A 20,311-nucleotide genomic window follows, 5' to 3' on the forward strand; every position below is an offset into this window, starting at 1 on the left:
GCAAACGCGGACTTCCCGATGTCCGGGGAGCCCGGCGCACCGAGAGGTCTGTTCGCTCACGGGGCCCGGATTGCCCCCACGCATCGGCACCAGCCCTGGCAGGTCCCGGCCCGGGCGCCGCGACTATTCTCCCGACGCAGCGACTGCGCTCGTTACCGGTCCGGGGCTCGCCGCAACAGACGTTGGGCGGAAACTGCGCCACTTCTCCAGCGGCAATAGTCCCAGCGCAATCACCGCCAACTGCGTGGCATAGAAGAGCATCAGCCACTGGAACGCCGCATCCATGAACCCGTAGGAGTGGAGTCCGATCCCCAGCATGTTGGTGCCGAACCAGGAGAAGGCGGTCACCACATTGCCGAAGATTGCCAAGTTGGCGATGCCCCGTTCCCGAATGAGTCCACCCCACCGGGCATGGAGAATGGCCGCACACCAGAGCACGATCATCAAGGCGCCGTTCTCCTTGGGATCCCAACCCCAAAACCGGCCCCAGGACTGGTCGGCCCAGATTCCCCCCAGGACCGTCCCCGCGAAGCTGAACAGGGTGGCGAAACAGATGACGGCGTAAATCATCTTGGCCAGAGCCTGTCCCAGCGTGGCCGCCGCCACGTCATCCGGACCGAACGGATGCGGGTGCGGCCGCGGCGCCGGACCTTTCCCGTGGAGTTTGTGCGCCAGCAGCGGCGTGAATACCCCCAGCACCACATAGAGAATGCCCAGGAACCCGGCAAAGAACGTGGCGGCGTACCCCAGCGTGATGGTGATGACGTGGGTCGCCAACCAGAAATTGCTGTCCAGCACCGCGCGCATCATCTCCATCGTATCGCCGCCCAGGGCCAGGTTGTGTGCGATCAACAGAGTGATGAACCCCACCAGCGACGAAGCCGCCACGCCCAAACCCATGCGATAAGCGCGCTCGACGCCCACCCCCAGCAGCGTCACCGCCCAGCCCACGAACACCGCGGAGGAATAAAGGTTGGTCACCGGTGGTCGGCGCTCCAGCCAGATGCGGAATGCCAGCCCCGCCGTGTGCACGACCACCGCCAACAACGCCAGGAAAAAGGCGGACCGACGCAGGCTCTCGCTCCAGGCCGGCATGGCCTGCACCGTCAGCATGGCGCCCGCCGCCAGCAGAAATGCACAGAGGTAAATGATCATGGCATGGAGAAAGGCCTGCAGTTGGTTGTACCAGAACTCCGCCCGTCCCTTGCGGGATTCGGCCGGCGCATGCACCGCCAACCACGAACGATATTCCTCCACCGCCCGATTGAACCGTGCCGCGTCCTGTTGCCGATACGCCGTGGCGATCTCGGCCAGCCAGCCGACCGCGGGTGGCAATGTTCCACCACTCAAACCCGTCTCGAAAAGCAGTCGGCCCAGGTTTTGCCACGCGTCGCGGGGTGCCTCCGCATCCGGCGGCGGGACCACCCACGGATAGGCCAGTTGGGCCATCAAATCATAGCGCTGCAGAAAGCCGACCAGTCGATCCAGGGCCTCTTTGTCGAAGTCCCGACCCGCCTGCCGGGCCCGCAGAGCGGCCAGGCCGGGTCCGATGCTTTCCTGAAAAGCGCGCAACTCGGCGGCCATGTCCTCGGTCCCCTCCGGTTGCAGCGTGAACTTCAGGCGGCGATACAACGCCACGGCATTGAACAGCTTTACCACCTGGCGCTGATAGGCCGTGCGCGCCTGGGACTCCACGTTCATGGCCTGACGGCCCTCGGCTTCGATCCGCGCCAACACGTTGGTCAGGTCATTGTACGCGAAATAGTGCAGTCCCGATTTCTCCACCCCCTTCCCCTGCAGATTCAACTCGTGGATCAGGTCGGGATGATGAATGAGGAAGATCGGGCGTGTGTCCGCCACCTCCGGTCGGGTCATGACCTCCAGCAACCATTCGGCGCCGCGCAGCCTGGGGGGATGTTTCCAAAACTCGTAGCTTTTCTTCTCCGCCAGGGGCACGGAAGCAGTGCCCCGGATTTGCAGCAGGCTGTTCCGGCCCAACGAGTCGAACGGTTGCACGCGTCCGTTGGCCAGCACCGGCAACCGACCGAACGCCTGCAAATGAAACTCGCCCTCCGGCCGCGGCAGCAGAATCGCCACAATGTCCGCCGCGAACAAGGCGAGCAACGCCCAGGGGAGCGCTTTGAGAATCCAGGATTTCATGACGAGGCAGAACGGGTCGTGAACCGGAACAAGTGAATGCTGAACTGCAGCACCAGGCCGACCGTCACCAGCGCGCAGGCCACGTAGGGCGTCAACCAACTGGGATTCCGCACCACCTGCAAGACTGTCCCCCCTTCGTCCGGGTCATAACTGGCCTGGTAGTAGGTCTCGCCGCCATAGCGCAACGGATTGTTCATGTAGATCAGGACCTCCCGTTCCGTGCCATTGCGCGGATCGGTCAACAGGATCCGACTCGAAAAATTCTTCGGGATGTCGGTCCCCGGGTACCGGTCATGTCGAAAATCCAGCAGCTTGATCGTCCACGGCTTGTAAATGCGCTGCAGGCGCATGGCCAGCGTGAAGGTGCGATTGCCGACCGTGACCGTTTGCGGCTGGCCGATGTATTCGGACACCACCCATGTCCCCAGGGAACCGGAGGGGACGACCAACTCGACGATGGCGGCCGGCACGTCGCGTTTGTTCATCTCGGTCACATGCGGCAGGGGGGTCAACTGGACCTGCGGACCGAACCCCTGCGTGGCCGGCGGCGGTCCCGTGGCCCCGGCGGGCCGGGCCGAAACCATGGCATTCGGATAAAACCGCAGTACCCGCACCGTAAACGGCAGGTCCGTCACGCGGACCTCGCCCTGCCGCTGCAACACCGCCTGTGGAATGGCGACCACCCGATCATGCGCCGGATCGGTAATCTCCGTGATCGCCAGCTCCACGCGCCGATCCACCTCGGAGTAATTCTTCGCCTCCCCCTCGCGCAAATGCAGCGTGCTCTCCACCGAGAGCAGGTCCGTGGCAAACTGGCCCAGCAGCAGCAGCACCAACCCCGCATGGATCAATACAATGCCGCTCTTGCGCCAGTCGGGTCGGAAGTACCGCCAGTGCGCCGCCACCAGATTGATGAGCATCAAGGCTCCCAACAGATATCCCCCGGGAAAGACCGGCACCCGCCAACCCGCACCCGGAGGCCCCCAGTACACGAAGAAGCTGCGGAAAAACTCGTTCTGGGCCCGGTACAAGCCCATGCTCACCTGGCCCAGCGTGCCCAAAAACACCAGCACCATGGCCAGGATCAAGAGGGCCACGGTGAGCCGGAGCGAACTGAAGAACCGAAACAGGCGCTCGAGGGGCATGTCAGTAACGGGCGGAACGGACAAATTCGAGAAATGCAGCTTTTTCGCGCTCGACCGTCTCCGGCGGGCCCATGAGCTTGTAAAACCAGGCCCGCTCCGGCCGCGGCACCATGATGCCCACCACCCTGGCCGGCCTGCCCGTGCGCACATCCGTCCCGGTGAGCTCGATCTGCATGGCCTGACCCGAACCGACCTCCAGGGCCACCGTGGCTTCGCGGATCTGCTCTTGGGACGCCTCCTCCAGGCCCACCTGCCGTCGCCAGCGATTGACGTTGCTCACCCAGCCGCCTCCTTCGCCGGCAGACTGACTGACATTGACGTCGGCCTGGCCTTCGCCCTCGCCCACCAGATATTTGGCCACCAGGAATTGTCCCGCCGGCGCGGAGCGCCAATGCGAGGGCACGTTCCACCGGGGCGTGCCCTCCGACGCGACAGCCGCGGGTTCGGTCGCCGGTGCTTCTTCGGGCAGGAACTCCACGGACTGCAGCCAGGCCACAAACGTCTCCTTTTGCGAACGCACCAGCGCGTCCGGGCCGGTCATTTTGAAGAACCAGCCCACGTCCCCCACATCCACCATCGCCGCCAGAATTCGGACCTTGTCCGCGCCAGCGTGGGGAGGCTCCTCGGCCACCAGGTCGAACAACTTGCCCCGGGCCCCCCCGATGGTCACCGGGATCGCTGCCTGGATCATTTCGGCCTCCGTGCCTTCCGCCAGACCGAGTTGCTGACGCCAGAGATTCCACATTTCCAGGTCCCGACCAGTCAGTCCGCGCAACGGGATGACGCCCACATCCGCATGGGGCCCGGAGCCGTCGCCCACGCGAAAACTGGCGGCGCGCATGGCCGAGAGTGGCTGCTCGGTCCACCCCTCGGGCACGGAGTACTTCAATCGGGGCTTGGGACCACCGAAGTCCCCATGGGGGTGCCCGGCCATCGGCGGCGTCTGGGCCGACGTGGCAGCCGTTGGTCCGGACGTGCCCGTGCCCTCTTTTTCCACACGGTAAACCTGTACCTCCTCTCTCCGGCAGCCCGTAACCACCAGGCACGCCAGCAGGAGAGCCGTCGCCCCTCCGACCTTCCGCCAGGCCGGCCGCGGGTCATTCGCTTGCCCCTTGGTTTGTTTCATCTTTGTCCGCCAATCAGTAGATGCAAAAAGGCCCCTCTGCAAATCCAGTGCTCCTGATTCCTCGCAAGAGCCCCGTGGACGTTGCGGCCCCGGGCGCTGTCCCGCCGGGGTAACGTGGCCCGATCACCGCAGGTCCAGGCTCAACAGAAACTCCACGTTGGTGCGGGTCTGCTTGAGCTTGTTGAGGAGCAGCTCCATCGCCTCCACCGGCGGCACGCCGGTGAGGGCCCGCCGCAAAAGCACGATGCGCGCGTATTCGTCCGGGTGATAGAGCAGCTCTTCCTTGCGGGTGCCGGATCGTTCGATGTTGATCGAAGGGAAGATCCGGCGGTCCACCAGGGCACGGTCCAAATGCACCTCCATGTTGCCGGTGCCTTTGAACTCCTCGAAGATCACCTCGTCCATGCGGCTGCCGGTGTCGATCAGGGCCGTGGCCATGATGGTCAGGGAGCCCCCCTCCTCGATGTTCCGCGCGGCACCGAAGAAACGCTTGGGCTTGTGCAACGCATTGGCGTCCACGCCGCCGGAGAGGATCTTGCCCGAGTGCGGCTGGATGGTGTTGTAGGCCCGGGCCAGTCGCGTGATGGAGTCCAGAAGGATCACCACGTCCTTCTTGCGTTCCACCATGCGCTTGGCCTTTTCCAGGACCATCTCCGCCACCTGCACATGACGCTCGGGCGGCTCGTCGAACGTGGAGCTGATCACCTCGGCACCGCGGCAGGTCCGCTCCATGTCCGTCACTTCCTCCGGCCGTTCGTCGATCAGCAAAATGAAGAGGTACACCTCGGGGTTGTTTTTGAGGATGGCGTTGGCGAGCTTTTGCATCAGGACGGTTTTGCCGGTGCGGGGCGGGGCCACGATCAACCCGCGGGTGCCCTTCCCAATCGGGCAAACCAGATCCAATACGCGCGTGCTGAGCTCGTCCGGCTCGGTCTCCAGAATGAACCGCTGCGTGGGGAACAGCGGCGTCAAGTTGTCAAAGTGCGTCCGTTCCTTGGCCTTCTCGGGGTCCTCCCCGTCCACCGCCTCCACCTTCAGCAGGGCAAAGAACCGCTCCTTCTCCTTCGGAGGCCGGATCTGGCCGGCGACCCGGTTGCCGGTCTGGAGATTGAAACGCCGGATCTGGGAGGGCGAGACATAGACGTCCTCCGGACACGGCAGGTAATTGAAGCTTTGCGAACGCAAAAACCCGAATCCCTCCGGCAGAATCTCCAACACGCCCTCTGAGAACATCACCCCGGCGCGTTCCGCGTTCTTCTGGAGGATGTGGAAGATGACCTCGTGCTTCCGCATCGTGCCGTAGTTCTCCACGCCCAATTCGCGAGCCATCTGGTTGAGCTCGTTCATGGACATGGCCTGCAGCTTGGCAATGTTGATGGACTCGGCGATGCGGTCCCGCTGGCGGCCGGTGGGCTGCGCCACGGTCTCGCTGGCAGCACGGGCTTCTGCCTCCCGCTGCTCGGCCTGTTCCCGGGCTGCTGCCTCTGCCGCAGCCTGTTTGATCGCCTCGGCCGTGGGCGTCTCCATCGAAGGCGACCATTCCACCACCGTCTCTTCCTTGTCTTCCCTGACGGCCGCCTCGGCCGGGGCCGGTTCGGGAGCCCCCTGGGCGCTGCCGCCGCTCTTCCGTCCGCCTCGACGGCCTTTGCGGCCGGAACCGGACTGCGTCGTCCCCTCCGCCGCGGAAGCCTCCGCGGCCGGAGCAGAAGAAATGTCGGAGACCACGGCCCGGGCCTCTTCATTCTGGGAAGCCTGGGCCTGTCCCTGCAGTTCGGAGACCTCCGCTGTCTCAGTCTTGGTTTTCGTAGATCGCTTGGTGCTGACTCGTGGCATATGTCAAAAAGGCTCCATCCGCGCCGCAGCCTTGCCCTTACAACTCCGCGCCCCGGACACCGTCACAACTTGGACCGACCTCAGCCGCAGAGGTTCAAATTCCGGGAGATCGTCGGCCAAGAGGACCGGGCCCGCGCTGCAAGACTGCTCGGTGTTGCTTGCGGCAAGGGAATCTTGCAGTGATTACGCACCCTTAAAATGCTCCGGGGCCGTCAAATGTCAAGCCCCGCGCGCGCTCTCCAACGAGGGCGCGGTCCCGAGCCGGTCCCGGGAACATTGTCCCGGTGCCCACCTCGAGCATCCCCAAGGACCTACCACGGCGGGTGGTTTGCCCGACATCCCGGGCTGGCGCAAACCCGGCGTCGGCGCCGAGTGCTTGCTCCCTCACCGCAGCCGAGAGAGGCCCCTTGGTCTGAACGCACGCGCGCGTCGCGGCTTGGGAAAAGTGACTTTCCGGCACAAGACGTTCTTCCACATTCTGCTCCGCACTATCGCAGACGCTCCGGTCGCGGGGGCGCCAGCTCCTCCAACACCGGGCCCAGGCGTTCTGCCCACAGTCGATAACCGGATTCGTTCATGTGCAGGAGGTCGGCGACAAACAGCTCGGGCCGCGGTCGCCCCGCCGAATCCAGCATCGGAGTAAACACGTCAACAAAACGGACTCCGGACTGGCTTTCGCACCATGCCCGGATCCGCTGATTGGCCTCCCTGGCCACTTCCAACCAGCGCAGACGCGCGGGGCTCGGCTTGATGGCCGAATAAACGACCGGAACGGCAGGTTGCTCGGACCGGACACGCTCCACGAACCGCCGGAAGTCCTGAAGCACGGCCTCGGCGGTCAACCCCTCGGCCACGTCATTGTCGCCCGCGTACAGCACGATCACCCGCGGCCCGTACGGCAGGACCAGTCGGGACAACGCATCCGTTACTTCCCGAATGTGCGCTCCGCCCAGCCCGCGTCGCACCACGACCTGCCCTGGAAAATGCGCCGCCGCATTCGTCCATAATCGAATGCTGGAGCTGCCCACCAACCAGACCGCCCCCGGCGGCGGCGGGTTGGTGCGATCTGAGCGTTCGAAGGCGCGAATCTCCTCTTCCCAACGCCCCACCCCTGCGGGAGAAGCTCCCCCAGCCCCCGTCCACGCGAGCTTCAACAAAGCGCACAGAACGATCCCAGCCGCGAGTCGTGGCAATCCCTTCATCCGCTCCAACCGCGCAAACCCACCCGGTTTCATGGGCCACCAGACTGAATGGAGCCCGCCCGGGGTACAAGTCCACAGCCCGGCGTGCGCCGCGGCAGTCGGGTTCCGGCATTCACAGATCCATTTCAGCCCCGGGGCAACACCTCGGGTCCCGTCGCCGTTCGTTCCCACCGACTCTTCGGGGCGAGGACAATACCTGAAGAACGCGAACATTGGCCCCAAAAGCACTTTCGCGCTTTGAACCCGCGTTCTTTCCCACCAGAATACCAGGCGGCAAGACACTCATGCAGAAAGGATTCATTGCATTATGCCTGACCGCGTGGCTGGCGTGGCTCCCCAGTGCTCTCGGGCAGAATGAGGAGGCCGATTTTCACGCTGCCGCGCGTGCCTTTGAGGATGAACAGTGGGAACGGGCCGAACGAGCCCTGAGCCAGTTTGTTCAACAATACCCCTCGTCCGCACGCCGGCCCCTGGCGATTGTCTTGCGAGCCCAGGCCCTCTGCCAGTTAAACCGGCCCGGTGCGGCTGTGGAATTGCTGCAGCAAGAACTCCCCGGCGCCGGCAACTTGACCGATGCCTTCCTCTACTGGTTGGGAGAGGCGGAGCTGCGAGCCCAGAATCCCGTTGCTGCTGCCGCGGCCTTTCGTCAGTTGCTCGAACGCCATCCGCACTCCGGGCTGCGGCTCGAGGCAAGCGTCAACGAGGCGGCTGCGCACGCCGCGGCCGGGGACTGGACCCGGGCGGCTGAATTGCTGGGGGATCCCGACGGAGCGTTCCAATCGGCTGCCCGGGAAAAGCCGGCAAGCGAGCCTGCTGTGCGCGGGCAGTTGCTTTGGGCCGAGGCGCTCTGGCGGACCGGCAGGCCCGCCCGGGCCATCGAGGTCTTGCAAACACTCTCCGGCACCTCCCTGCCCGCCCCGCTGGCCTGGCGCCGACTCTGGCTGCAGATGCAATGCGAATTGGCCGAAGGCCGTCCTTCCCAGGCCCTCCAAACCGCCACCAACCTCGCCTCCCTGGCCGACACCCTGCCCTCGCCCATCTGGCAGGCCCGTAGCCGAAGTGCCCTGGCTGCGGCTCTGGAAGCCGCCCAGGACCCCACGGCCGCCGCCGCCCTGTATCGCCAGAATCTCGCCACCAATCTCCCCCCGGACCTTCAAGAAGAAGCCGTCCTGAGCATCAGTCGGCTGGCCCTTCGCCAGGGCCAGTACGCGCAGGCAGCAGCCGCGTTGGACGAATTCCTCCAACGCCTTCCCGACGCCCCGCAACAAGCGCTGGTCCTCCTGACGCTGGGCGAACTGGAACTCCAGCAGTGCCTCGCTCAATGGCCGGCCGGATCTACGGCACCTGCAACCCAGGGGTCCGTGACCAATCTCCTCGCCCGCGCCAGGGAACGGTTTGAAACGCTGCTCACTCGATTTCCCCAAAGTCCCCATGCGCCGAAAGCCCAGCTCGATCGGGGCTGGTGCCTCTGGCTTACCGGTCAGTGGGATGCCGCCGCCGAAGCCTTCCAAGCCGCTGCCGACAGCCTCCCCGAGGGCTATGATCGCGCCGTGGCACAGTTCAAACTGGGCGACATCGCGTTCCGACAGCGCCGCTTGAGCGAGGCCATCGCCCATTACCAGGCCCTCCTCACGAACTCTCATCCCACGATCCGCACCCAGCTGGTTCAGCCCGCGCTGTACCAGACCCTCCGTGCCGCCGTGGAACTCGGAGATCTGGCCACCGCCGCTGCCGCCGTGGAGCGCCTGTTGGACGAGTTCCCTGACGGCCATCTCACGGAAGCCTCGCTCACTCTCCAGGCCCAGGGGCTGGCCCGTCACGGCGACCCCGCCGCCGCCCGTCGAATCTTTCAAAGCGTCCTGGAGCGCTTCCCGGACACGCCCCGCCGCCCGGAGCTCCTATTGGCGATCGCACGAACCTGCGAGCTGGAACGCGACTGGGGCCACGCCGCCGAGACCTACCGCGCCTGGCTCCAACAGTTTTCCACCCACGAACTGGCACCGCAGGTCGAGTTCAATCTCGCCTGGACCACCTACCAAACCGGCAACGATGCCCAGGCCCTCCAAATCTTCACCAACTTCGTGGCCCGTTACCCCACGAACGTCCTTGCCCCACAGGCTCAATGGTGGATTGCCGACTACTACCTTCGCCAGGGCCCGGCCGGGTACATGGAGGCCGAGCGCCATTACCAACTGCTGGCGCAGACCTGGAGCGATCATCCCCTGGCCTACGAGGCCCGCATGATGGCCGGCCGCGTCGCCATGGCCCGACAGGCCTGGCTCGATGCCATCGGCTACTTCACCAACCTCACCAGCGATCTCAACTGCCCGGCCAGCATTAAAGTTCAGGCACTCTTTGGTTACGGAGACGCCGTCCGTCGCCTTCCGCCATCCAACACCAACACACCCCTGGCCAACTTCGAGGAAGCCGCGCGCATCTTTGCCAAGATTCTCGAGTTCAACCCCACCAACGCCACGGCCGCACGGGCGTGGGGCGACATCGGCGAATGTTACCTGCAACTGGCCACACGCGATCCCTCACAGTATGCCGCCGCCAGCAACGCCTTCCACCAGGCCTTTACGCTTCCGGCAGCCGATGTGGCCACCCGCAGCCAGGCCCTCGTCGGTCTGGGCCTGGTGGCGGAACGGCTCGCCGGCCTCGTTCCTGCGCCCGAACAACGACCCCTGCTGCGCCAAGCCATGGATCGTTACCTCGATGTGCTCTACGGCCAGCACCTCCGGGCCGGCGAACAACCCGATCTTTTCTGGACGCGGCGCGCCGGCCTGGAAGCCGCCCGACTGGCCGAAGCCCTCCAGGAATGGCCCCGGGCCCTGCGCCTCTACGAACGGCTGCGCGACCTGTTTCCCCCGCTCCAACCCACCCTGGACAAACGCATGGACCGAATCCGGGAACGACTCGCGGCCGAATCCCCGCCTTCCTGACGGCCCTGCCGGTGGGCCGCCCGCCGCGCAAGAAATGCCGACGCATGCGGCGCTTCCAACCCCGCCGTGCGGGATCCCGTCCCGCCGGTCCTTGGAGCCCGGCAAATCGAGGGGCAAACCATTCCCAAACGCGCCCCCAAAGGGCCCTCGACCGACGCACAACTCCGCTTCGCGACCGCCATCGCCGATGCCATCCTGCTCCCGGAGTCAAAGCCTGACTGCCCTACTCAGCCACCGATCAAAAGACGCGGTACTCGGATCCGATCTTTCGTTTTCCTCAATCCACGGAGCCGAGCAGCGGCCCACAGCGTGTCGGGAAAGACACCGGTCGGCCCCGAGCAACACCGCCGCGAGTCCTGCAACCGATGCACGCAGATGCATCCCTCACACACGAGTCGCGGCTTTCGGCTGTCTGCCCATCCAGGGCGAGGCACGCATCGACAGAGCAAATGAACTGTCTGTATCGAAACTGCGCGGGCCTCGAGTCCCATCGCGAACCGAGGTGCCAAGTGCCTGAGTGCGGCCGAACCAGCGGGCACCATTCAGTTCCAGCATGCCTGCAGGGGTCCATGGCCAGGGGTGCGACGGTCCGGCGTCTGTGCCCTCTGGAGCGATGGCGCCGCTTCCTCAGTGGCGTCCCATTCCGGCCTGCCGTCCAGCTCCCGGGGACGCACGTTCCCGGCTCAGCGCCTTGTCCGCTCGCCCACCGGGCGCATGTCCGTTTTTGAGCCCCGGATCGGGGATCCGAAGCGAATGCCGTGTTGCCTCGGCTTCCCCATTGCCGAGGACGCGCGGGATTTCGTCGAGCTTTCGGGAAGGCTCAAAACCCAAAATGCGCCGGACCACGGATCCGCGGCGCCGGAGGCTCTGCCTGCACCAACGCTGGAAACGACAATTCTCCATGCCAGATCATGCAGCTTCATTCCCACCAAACCGCTCAAGGGTTGTGGAGGTTTCGCGTCTTCAGTGCCCTGAGTGTTTGTCCCTCCGGGGTGCAGAGGCACCCAGCCCGGGGCGGGGGCCCTGCACCAAAGAGCATGGCGGGACACCAAAATCCCCCAACGAGGCGAGGATTCATCAGCCCGGGGCAACGCATCGGGTAGAGGGCGAACCAGATTCATGCCACCCCGGAAGAGCGGAAATTGGTGTAAGTGCGCGCGGCCCTCGTGAAAGCGGCCTCGGGTTGCGCCTTTTGAGGGCGCGGCGGGTTTTGGCGGCCGACTCCCGGGGCGTTGTCTCGAACTGACGAACGGATGCCCCTTCAGCGCGGCCCGGGTGCACCCGGTCGGGGTGTGAAGCACACCCGCCCGGGGTCCGCCTTGCGCAACGAAAGTGCATGTAGAACGGACGAACCGCTGGGCCTTCGGCGCATCACGTTTCCGCCCCATCGGGGGGTGAATGCACCAGCCCAGGGCAACGCCCCGGTAGGCAGGCAAACCAAGATTCAACCCGTCCTGAAAGGGCGGAATTCGGTAAGGCAGGCCCTGCCCCTACGGCGGGGCCCTGGGATTACGCCCTTTCAGGCCACCATGGCGTTTGGGTGCCCGGGTCCCGGGACCCTGCCCCGGGCTGAGGGATGAAATGAGTCGTCGGCGCATGGATGGGCCCGCGGGATGCATGGACAGCGGAGTGCGCAATTCCATGGTGAAGCCCCGGATTCAGTGATCCCCAGCGAATGCCGTTTTCCCTCTCGAGTTTCCTCGCCCCTGACATCTGAAACTCTGCCGAGCTTCCGAGCGTGTCCAGAAGCTCCGAAGGCGCTGCTGTCCACCTCGAACTTGACCTGCCGCAGGTTTCTTCCTTCCTTGAGGGCCACGCTGGGGCCGGCGCCTTCAACACGCCAGTGGGGCCGGCCATCTGGGCGAAACAAAACTCGGGGCACCCGGTGGCCTGCGCCGGCGCCGGTCCCCGTCAGAGACACAAACGCGAGGACCATGGCCGCCATGAACGCGAATCATCCGATTTCCGCCTTCATCGAAAGGCACTATCGCCATTTCAATGCAGCCGCCCTTCGCGACGCCGCTCGGGCCTACCGCGCCCACTTGGAGGCCGGGGGCCAGATGTTGATCACCCTGGCCGGAGCCATGAGCACCGCCGAGCTGGGGATTTCCCTGGCCGAGATGATCCGGGCCGACAAGGTGCATGCCATCTGCTGCACGGGCGCCAACTTGGAAGAGGACGTCTTCAACCTGGTGGCTCACAACCACTACGAGCGCGTTCCCCATTACCGCGAGCTGAGCGCCGCCGATGAAGAAGCCCTGCTGCGCCGGCACCTCAATCGCGTCACCGACACCTGCATTCCCGAAATGGAAGCCATGCGCCGCATCGAGCAGGCCATGCTCGAACTGTGGTGCGACTGTGATCGACGCGGCGAACGGCTCTTTCCCCATGAATTCTTCTACCGCCTGCTCCGCAGCGGCCGCCTCAAGGAAAGCTACCAAATCGATCCCCGCGATTCCTGGCTGGTGGCGGCCGCCGAGAAAGATCTCCCCCTCTGGGTCCCCGGCTGGGAGGATTCCACCCTCGGCAACATGTTCGCCGCCGCCGTCATTCGCGGCGATGTCAAGAATCCGGGCACCGTCCGCAGCGGTATTGAATACATGGTCCGCCTGGCCGACTGGTACACGACGCACGCCCGCACCCTTTCGAATGGGCTGGGCAGCCTCGGCTTCTTCCAGATCGGCGGTGGCATCGCGGGCGACTTCCCCATTTGCGTGGTGCCCATGCTGCATCAGGACCTGCGCCGGGAGAATGTGCCCCTCTGGGGCTATTTCTGCCAGATCAGCGACTCCACCACCAGCTACGGCGGCTATTCCGGCGCCGTGCCCAACGAAAAAATCACGTGGGGCAAACTGGCCCGCGAGACGCCGAAGTTCATGATCGAAAGCGACGCCACCATTGTCGCGCCGCTGATCTTCGCCTACGTGCTGGGTTGGTGATCCCACCCCGACCCTGCGCGTCTGGCGTGGCACCACGGCCAATTGGGGCCTGGAAGCGGCAGCACGGCTGCCGCGGGATCAGCCTCGACCACGTCGGGCCTCCAGCCGCGGTTCTGCCGGTTCGTTTACGGTTGGGCCCGCAAGGTGGGCAACCGCGCTTTCAGCACAGGATCAAAGTCATTCGGATCCTGCCAGAAGTAGTACACCCGCGAGGACACGTTCCACGTGGCCAGGAAGTACATCTGTTCGAACTTGATCCATCGCGCCGAGCCATCTGCGAACACTTGATTGCCGCCCACCGGCACCATCGAACGCGACGAGCGATGCTGTGGCATGTTGGCATACACAAACTCCCGACCCGGCTCCTGCCCGCCCCAGCGCCCGTTGATCTTGCCCACCGCATCGGCCGCCAGCGTCCACGTGCCCTTCGCCAGGCTCAATTTCACCGGACTGCGCGAGGGGAAACTGCCGGCCGGGTTGTTCCAGTTCGTGATTCCGCCAAAATACTGGTAGCCGATGACCCACTGCGGATACTGCGGCTCGAAGACCGGCAGGCCCGGTCGATTCGGACAGGTCCAGACCGAGGCCGTGTTGGATTGTACCACCAACCCCACCATGGCCGCGGCGGCCGCCTCCGGCGGGTTCAAGCAGTTCTGCACAAAATAATTGGCACTCCACCGTGCCTGCAACACGCGATCGTTGTTGTCCACCGCGTAAATGTTCACTCCCACCGCCAGTTGCCGGAGATTGTTGATGCAGGCCGCTCGTTTGCCCTTCTCCTTGGCCGCGGACAGGGCAGGAAGCAGCATCGCCGCCAGAATCGCGATGATGGCAATGACCACGAGCAACTCGATCAACGTAAAGCCGCGCTTGAAGGCCTTCATACCCATCCCATCTTTTGCCGCAGTGGCACCGGTTCTCACGATCCAGTCGAAATCTAACCCCTCGGCACGCCGCGGACCAGAAGGATCTTCCTGCCCGGCTGCAGGCGCCTCGCGAGGCCAGCATGCGTCCGGTCCGATTCCAACGGTGGCCCCAAGCGATGGCGATCCCGCCGGTGCAAGGCGGAACCCTCGCGGTGCCGCGGTTGCAGCGTGAGCTCGCGGCGCGGTTGTTCCCACATGCCCGTCTCGAGTCGGTTACCCGGCCCGAGAGCGTTCCCCGCCCACGCGCCCCGCGGTCGGTGCCTGCGCTATCGCGTTTGCGAAAGAAAGGCCGAGACTCCATCCAACACCCTTTGGGGGCCCATGTCCCGGCCGCTTGACCGGCAAGCCATGCCGTGCTTGATTCAGGCGTGCGCGGGATGGGCCGCCCAATGAATATGCGCCGCGCCCTGGCCCTGCTGATGGTGGGCATGTGGGTGTGGGTACTGGCCGCCACCGTCCTCGAGGGGCGTCGTGGGCATCGGCACGATGCTTCCGATTCGCCCTCCCCAAGCTGCGGCGCTTGCACGCTCTCCCTCGGACTGCTCGAAGGTCCCGGCGAATGCACCGAGATCGGCGATCCCACACCGCCCTTTCCCACACCACGCCCGCCCGTCCCGACCGCGGCGTTCACCAGCGTCCCGGACGATCATCCTGGCCGCGGCCCTCCCCGCGACGCTCCGCGGCCTTGAGGCAGTTCGCGTACACCCCGAGCGACTTCGGGGCCTGAACACAAACATCGACCCGGATCCGGCAGCGCGCAGCAGGTAGCCCTGCCCGGCCCGGAATCGCCACCCACATCAAGGATCCCAAACCATCAGACAACTTTGCCTTATGAGACACATTTCTGCATTTTCCCGGATTGCTCTCCTTGTTTCGACCACCCTCGTTGCGACTGCGGCAGCCGGTGCGGAAACCGACCGCGTGCAGGCGCTGGAAGAACGGTTGCGCCAGATGCAGGCGCAGTTCGAACAGACCCTTCGGGAACAACGGCAACAAATCGAAGCCCTTCAAAGAGAACTGGCCGAACTGAAGCAAAGTTCCACCCCCTTGCCGCCGGATTCCGCCAGGGCCCCCTCTGTCGGAGAAGCTTCATTGCCGTCCCCTGATGCGTCAGCGGCCACGCCCCAAACCCGGCAGCCCTGGCGGCTGGGTGGTGGGACCGCCTATGCCGATGTCAGCCTGGTGGGAACCTTCACTGTCGGAACCTCCACGGCGAGAGACATCGAAGGCGCGCTCCAGCCCGGCGGACACGACCCGAACCAACGCGGGTTTACCGTCCAAGGGGCGGAACTCAACCTCAGCGGCGCGGTGGACCCGTATTTTCGGGGCAACGCCAACCTCCTTTACGGCCTGGACGCCGACGGAGAGTCAGAATTCGAACTGGAGGAGGCCTGGTTGGAGACGCTTCATCTGCCGGGCAGGTTGCAGGTCCGCGCCGGTCAGTTTTACACCCCCTTCGGCCGCATCAACGGCCAACATCCGCATCAATGGGGGTTTGTGGACGCGCCCCTGGTGACGGCGCGACTTCTGGGGCCGGACGGTTTGCGAAATCCCGGGGTCCGAGTGTCGTGGCTGCTTCCCACCCCGATCTACTCGGAGCTGTTCATCTCGGTGCAAAACAGCCGCGGGGACGGGGCGGCGCCCTTCCGCGCCGGCGGACACATTCATGGGGACGAAATGGCCGACCTGCTGCCCCTGGGCTTTCGCCCTGCTGAAAACGACCGGGGCGTTTCGGCCTGGAACGACCTTCTCTGGAGTGCGCGGTACGCCTTGAGCGCCGACCTGACTGACCAACAAACCCTGCTGATGGGCATTAGCGGGGCGCTCGGACCGAATGCCAGCGGTCGGTCGGGCGAATCCCTCACCCAACTCTACGGCCTGGACCTGTATTGGAAGTGGAAATCGCCGCGCGCCCACGGGGGCTTCCCGTTCGTGTCCTTCCAGGCGGAGGCGGTGTTGCGTCGATACGAGTTGGGCGCGTTCGACTGGGCCGAGGCCGCGGCTCACGGGGAACCGTTTCTCTCCGACGCAGCCACGGGGCAGCCCGCCTTCCTGAATCGCGAGACGATCACCGACTACGGGTTTTACACCGAGTTTCTGTACGGGTTTCGACGCGGCTGGGTCGCCGGGCTGCGATTCGATTATGTCACCGGTCGTCGCGGGGACTACGAACGCGCCGCGTGGCTCTGGAACGGCGAGCCGGTCGGCCGCGACCTGCTCCGGCGCCAGCGGTGGCGCCTTTCCCCCAACCTCACCTGGTACCCCAGCGAGTACTCCAAGCTGAGGCTCCAGTATAACTTCGACGATCGCCTCGACGTCGGCGAGGACCACTCGGTCTGGTTGCAATTCGAACTGTCCCTGGGTGCCCACGCGGCCCATCAGTTCTAACCCGGGAGTTTCATCCATGGCACGCAACCCACTGTTCACCTGTCTAACTCTGGCGGTGATCTCCCTGGCCTCGTCGGCCCGGGCCCGGCTGGATGTGGTCGCCACCACCGCCGATCTGGCCGCCCTGGCCCGCGCCGTCGGCGGAGCTCATGTCGAGATTCTCACCCTGGCGCGGCCCACGGAGGATCCGCATTTCGTCGATCCGCGCCCCAGTTACCTGGTGCGGTTGTCCCGGGCCGACGTGCTGGTCCATGGCGGCGCAGGACTCGAGTCCGCCTGGCTGACGCCCCTGCTGCAACAGGCGCGCAACGCCCGGATTCTGCCCGCCGCACGGGGCAATGTGGCCTGCTGCGAGGGCGTGACCCTGCTGGAGGTGCCCGAGCGCCTTGACCGCTCCCAGGGCGACGTTCATCCCGCCGGCAATCCGCATTTCCTCACCGATCCGGAAAACGCCCGAATCGTCGTCCATCACCTAGCCGACGTCTTTGCCGAGTTGGACCCGGCACACGCCGCCGATTACAGGGCCAACGAAAAGGCCTTTGTCACCGCCCTGGACCAGCGCCTGCCCCAATGGCAGGCCCGACTTCGCCCCTTTGCCGGCGCCCGTCTGGCGGCCTACCACAACGCCTGGCCCTATTTCGCACGCCGGTTCAATCTGCGAATCGATCTGTTCCTCGAGCCCAAGCCGGGAATCCCACCCTCCGCCGCGCACCTTGCCGCGGTCATCGCGGAGATGAAAGCTCAGGGGGTTCGCGTCATCCTGCTGGATCCTTATCAGAACCGGCGCCCCGCCGAAACGGTGGCACGAGCCACCGGCGCACGCATCGTGCCCGTCGCCCAGTACCCCGGCGGAATCCCCGGAACCGAAGGCGGCTATCTCGAGCTCATGGACCATCTTGTCCGGGCCATCGCGGAAGCGTTGGAAAGCGCTCCGGCCCGGGCCAACCCTTCTGTGTCTTCGCCATGAACGGTTTCAGTCCCTCCTGGCAAGAGGTGGGAGCCCTGCTGGCCGCCCCGCTCACCGCGGCGATCCTGCTTCCGGGGTTGCTCGTCTATTACGGTCTGCACATCCTCCGGCGCGGGATCATCTTCGTGGACCTTGCCCTGGCCCAGGTTGCCACGTTGGGCACTTGCGTCTGCGTGCTGCTGGGTCATGAAGCCACGGACGTCCATGCCTATCTGTGGTCTCTGGGCTTCACCATGGGGGGCGCGCTGCTGTTCACCTTCCTGCGGGAGCCGGCCCACGGACGCGTGCCGCTCGAGGCCCTGATCGGCATCGTCTATGTCGTGGCTGCCGCCACCAGTGTCCTGCTCCTCAGCCACACCCCCCACGGCCGGGAAGAACTCCAGAAAACCCTGGTGGGCGACCTGTTGACGGTGAGCTGGCCGGCCGTGCTGCGGTTGAGCGCGCTGTACGGCGGGATTGGTCTGGTCCATTGGTTGTGGCGTCGCCGGTTCATCGGGCTGACCTTTCATCGTGAAGCGGTGCGGGCCGCGGGTGCAGCCGTGCGTCTGTGGGATTTCTGGTTCTATTTTCTGTTCGGGCTGGTCGTGACGACCTTTGTCCATCTGGGCGGGGTGTTACTGGTGTTCTCGTACCTGATCATTCCGGCCGTGTGCGGTCAATTGTGGACCGGTTCCCTGGGCGCAGCGTTTCTCATGGGCTGGGGCATCGCCGTGCTCGGAGGGGTGGGCGGTCTGGCCGGCTCGTACCAACTGGACGTGCCGGCAGGGGCGGCCGTGGTCTGCACCCTGGGGGTGTTGCTGGCCATCTGTGCCGCCGCCGCGGCGCTGCGTCGTCCAGGTCCAAGCCGCTAGACGCGCGGAACGACAAACGTCTCGCCCACCTGACGCAACGCCAGTCGCCCGGGTTCTTTCGCCAATGCGGCTTCCAGCCGCTGCCGCGGCTCTTCCACAGGTTCGTCGCTCAGGATGAAGGTTTCATGATGCATCGGCACGAAGTACCGTGCCCCTGCGGCATCCGCCATCTGGACCGCTTCTTCGGGCGTGCAATGGTTCCAAATCCACGGCCGGTACGCCGCAATCGGCATGATCGCCGCGGCATACGGACCGCCGGGTCGCAACCGCTGGAAAAGCTGCGTGTGAGCGGTATCTCCGCCGAAGATCAGGGCCGTACCCTCCCGACGCAGCACATAGCCGTTGTAACCCCGGGGCCGGTCGTTCGGCCAGCGTTGCCCCCAATGCTTCACCTCGAACGCTTCGATGCGCACCTCCCCTGCTCGTGTACGCAGCGTCGCGGCCTCGCCCCAGCCCAACTCCGTCACCTGTCGGCCCCCTGCGTCGCGGACCAAATCGCTGGTATCCCGCGCCGTGACCACCGGCAGCTCGGGGCGCAAAACCGCCCGCAAGGTCCGCATGTCCAGATGATCCATGTGCGCGTGGGAGAGCAGGACCACGTCCGGCGTCGGCAGGTCCCCGAGGCCCAACGCAGGTGCAACCAGTCGCTTGGGCCCGAGTGTTCCCAACCTCAAATCCACGCCGATTCTCGGATACAGCGCGGGGTCGGTCAGGATCCAAACGCCGTAGAAATTCAGCAAAAACGTGGCATGCCCCAGCCATGCCAGGGTGACCTGCTCCGCGGACCATTGTTCCGGTCGGGGCCGATGCGGAGGCGGGGCGATCGGTCGTCTGCTCTCCCTGATGAGCCGACGCGTCCAGCGCGCCGCCCGGTGGTGCGACGTCGCCACCCACGTCGTCAACCCGGCGGCGCCCACCCCCAAGCCCGCCAGAGTCCAGCCCAGGAACCTTCGTCTGCTCCACTTCACGCAGCCAACTTGCCCGGGCACAAGCCGATGTCAACCTCCCGGCTTATGCAGTGCATGGGAAAGGCGCATTTCAGGTTGGGAGCCACCGAATTCAAGAATCCGAAAGGAATTGCGTATTCCCTCGCCGCTCCCCCTCCTCAGGAGGCCCAAAAACTGCGCCGAGCTTCCGAATGGTGTCCAAACCCAAAAATGCGCCGCACAGCGGACCCGCGGCGCCGGAGGCCCTGCCTGCGTGAACACTGCGAGCAACAAGTCTCCAAAGCAGCCCCCGCAGATCCATTCCCACCCAACCCATCAAGGGCCGAACCGGTTTCGCACCTTCGGCCTCCTGTCTGTTTGCCCCTCCGGGGTGCGGAAGCACGAGTTCAGGGCACACCGGGCCTGGACAGCAGCGCATGGCGCGATACCGGATCCATGGCTCCACCCGCAGCCTCGTGCATCCGCGCCAAAACGGCGAGGATTTCTCAGCCCGGGGCAACGCCCTGGGCAGGCTGAAAGGGCGAAACTCAGCGAGACACGCCCGCGCTCTTGCGATGGAGGATCGGATTGCGGCCTTTCAGGGCGCGGCGGGTTTGGGACTTCGGAGCACCCCGGGCTCGTGGATCGGACGTGCTTTCGCCATGCCAATGGACCCGTGGCATCCCGTGCACACTGGAAGCCGCATTTCTGGTGCCGAGGACCCTCGAAGTTGCGCCGAGCTTTGCGAGGGTGCCCAAAATTTGAAATATGCAGGCATACGGAGGCGAAAAGCACTTCTCGTCCCGCCTTCGAATACACGATCGGTTCATCCCCCTCCTCGGGGCGTGATTCGCTGAGTACCCCGATCCGCCATGCCGCTGTTGGGCAGGTTGCATCCTACCAGTG

13 protein-coding genes are annotated in these 20,311 nt (G+C 65.1%); 6 read left to right on the forward strand and 7 right to left on the reverse strand.

From position 1 onward, the window contains the following. Nucleotides 1-123: 123 nt before the first annotated feature. The 5 genes from ACPDIT_RS14965 to ACPDIT_RS14985 all read right to left on the reverse strand — a co-directional run bounded on the left by ACPDIT_RS14965 (nt 124) and on the right by ACPDIT_RS14985 (nt 7,499). Nucleotides 124-2,160 carry a cytochrome c biogenesis protein gene (locus ACPDIT_RS14965; RefSeq protein ID WP_423444850.1) on the reverse strand — a complete coding sequence of 679 codons (2,037 nt, stop codon included), beginning with the start codon at nt 2,158-2,160 and terminating at the stop codon, nt 124-126. Next, nucleotides 2,157-3,305: a cytochrome c biogenesis protein ResB gene (locus ACPDIT_RS14970; protein WP_423444852.1), complete on the reverse strand. Its 1,149-nt coding sequence runs from the start codon at nt 3,303-3,305 to the stop codon at nt 2,157-2,159. The genes ACPDIT_RS14965 and ACPDIT_RS14970 overlap by 4 nt, the downstream gene beginning before the upstream one ends. Before the next feature lies 1 nt (nt 3,306). Continuing rightward, the gene (locus ACPDIT_RS14975) at nt 3,307-4,431 is read right to left on the reverse strand and encodes a hypothetical protein (protein ID WP_423444854.1); all 1,125 of its coding nucleotides are present in this window, start codon (nt 4,429-4,431) and stop codon (nt 3,307-3,309) included. A gap of 123 nt (nt 4,432-4,554) precedes the next feature. After that, nucleotides 4,555-5,958, reverse strand: coding sequence for a transcription termination factor Rho (gene rho, locus ACPDIT_RS14980; protein ID WP_423444878.1), 1,404 nt, complete (start codon nt 5,956-5,958; stop codon nt 4,555-4,557). 794 nt (nt 5,959-6,752) lie between these two features. Further along, nucleotides 6,753-7,499 carry a GDSL-type esterase/lipase family protein gene (locus ACPDIT_RS14985; RefSeq protein WP_423444855.1) on the reverse strand — a complete coding sequence of 249 codons (747 nt, stop codon included), beginning with the start codon at nt 7,497-7,499 and terminating at the stop codon, nt 6,753-6,755. Nucleotides 7,500-7,750: 251 nt separating this feature from the next. Here ACPDIT_RS14985 and ACPDIT_RS14990 point away from each other — a divergent pair, with 251 nt between their 5' ends. Further along, nucleotides 7,751-10,408 carry a tetratricopeptide repeat protein gene (locus tag ACPDIT_RS14990; RefSeq protein WP_423444857.1) on the forward strand — a complete coding sequence of 886 codons (2,658 nt, stop codon included), beginning with the start codon at nt 7,751-7,753 and terminating at the stop codon, nt 10,406-10,408. A 1,943-nt stretch (nt 10,409-12,351) separates the two neighbouring features. Beyond that, on the forward strand, nt 12,352-13,347 hold the full coding sequence (locus ACPDIT_RS14995) for a deoxyhypusine synthase family protein (RefSeq protein ID WP_423444859.1): 996 nt from the start codon (nt 12,352-12,354) through the stop codon (nt 13,345-13,347). A gap of 125 nt (nt 13,348-13,472) precedes the next feature. On the opposite strand, the gene ACPDIT_RS15000 is transcribed toward ACPDIT_RS14995, so the two are convergent. Then, nucleotides 13,473-14,231, reverse strand: a complete 759-nt coding sequence (locus ACPDIT_RS15000) for a type II secretion system protein (RefSeq protein WP_423444861.1) — start codon at nt 14,229-14,231, stop codon at nt 13,473-13,475. Between the two features lie 431 nt (nt 14,232-14,662). On the opposite strand from ACPDIT_RS15000, the gene ACPDIT_RS15005 reads away from it, so the two are divergent. The 4 genes from ACPDIT_RS15005 (at nt 14,663) to ACPDIT_RS15020 (ending at nt 18,479) form a co-directional block, all read left to right on the forward strand. Next, on the forward strand, nt 14,663-14,962 hold the full coding sequence (locus ACPDIT_RS15005) for a hypothetical protein (protein WP_423444863.1): 300 nt from the start codon (nt 14,663-14,665) through the stop codon (nt 14,960-14,962). A 142-nt stretch (nt 14,963-15,104) separates the two neighbouring features. Beyond that, complete coding sequence (locus ACPDIT_RS15010; protein WP_423444865.1) at nt 15,105-16,661, forward strand: hypothetical protein; 1,557 nt, start codon at nt 15,105-15,107, stop codon at nt 16,659-16,661. Between the two features lie 16 nt (nt 16,662-16,677). Beyond that, nucleotides 16,678-17,628, forward strand: a complete 951-nt coding sequence (locus ACPDIT_RS15015) for a metal ABC transporter substrate-binding protein (RefSeq protein WP_423444867.1) — start codon at nt 16,678-16,680, stop codon at nt 17,626-17,628. Then, nucleotides 17,625-18,479 carry a metal ABC transporter permease gene (locus ACPDIT_RS15020; protein ID WP_423444869.1) on the forward strand — a complete coding sequence of 285 codons (855 nt, stop codon included), beginning with the start codon at nt 17,625-17,627 and terminating at the stop codon, nt 18,477-18,479. The genes ACPDIT_RS15015 and ACPDIT_RS15020 overlap by 4 nt, the downstream gene beginning before the upstream one ends. Here ACPDIT_RS15020 and ACPDIT_RS15025 read toward each other — a convergent pair. Then, entirely contained in the window at nt 18,476-19,447 is a 972-nt protein-coding gene (locus ACPDIT_RS15025) for an MBL fold metallo-hydrolase (RefSeq protein ID WP_423444871.1), read from the reverse strand. The genes ACPDIT_RS15020 and ACPDIT_RS15025 overlap by 4 nt on opposite strands. Nucleotides 19,448-20,311: the final 864 nt, after the last annotated feature.

It is taken from the genome of Limisphaera sp. VF-2 (assembly GCF_049537125.1).
GTDB lineage: Bacteria > Verrucomicrobiota > Verrucomicrobiia > Limisphaerales > Limisphaeraceae > Limisphaera.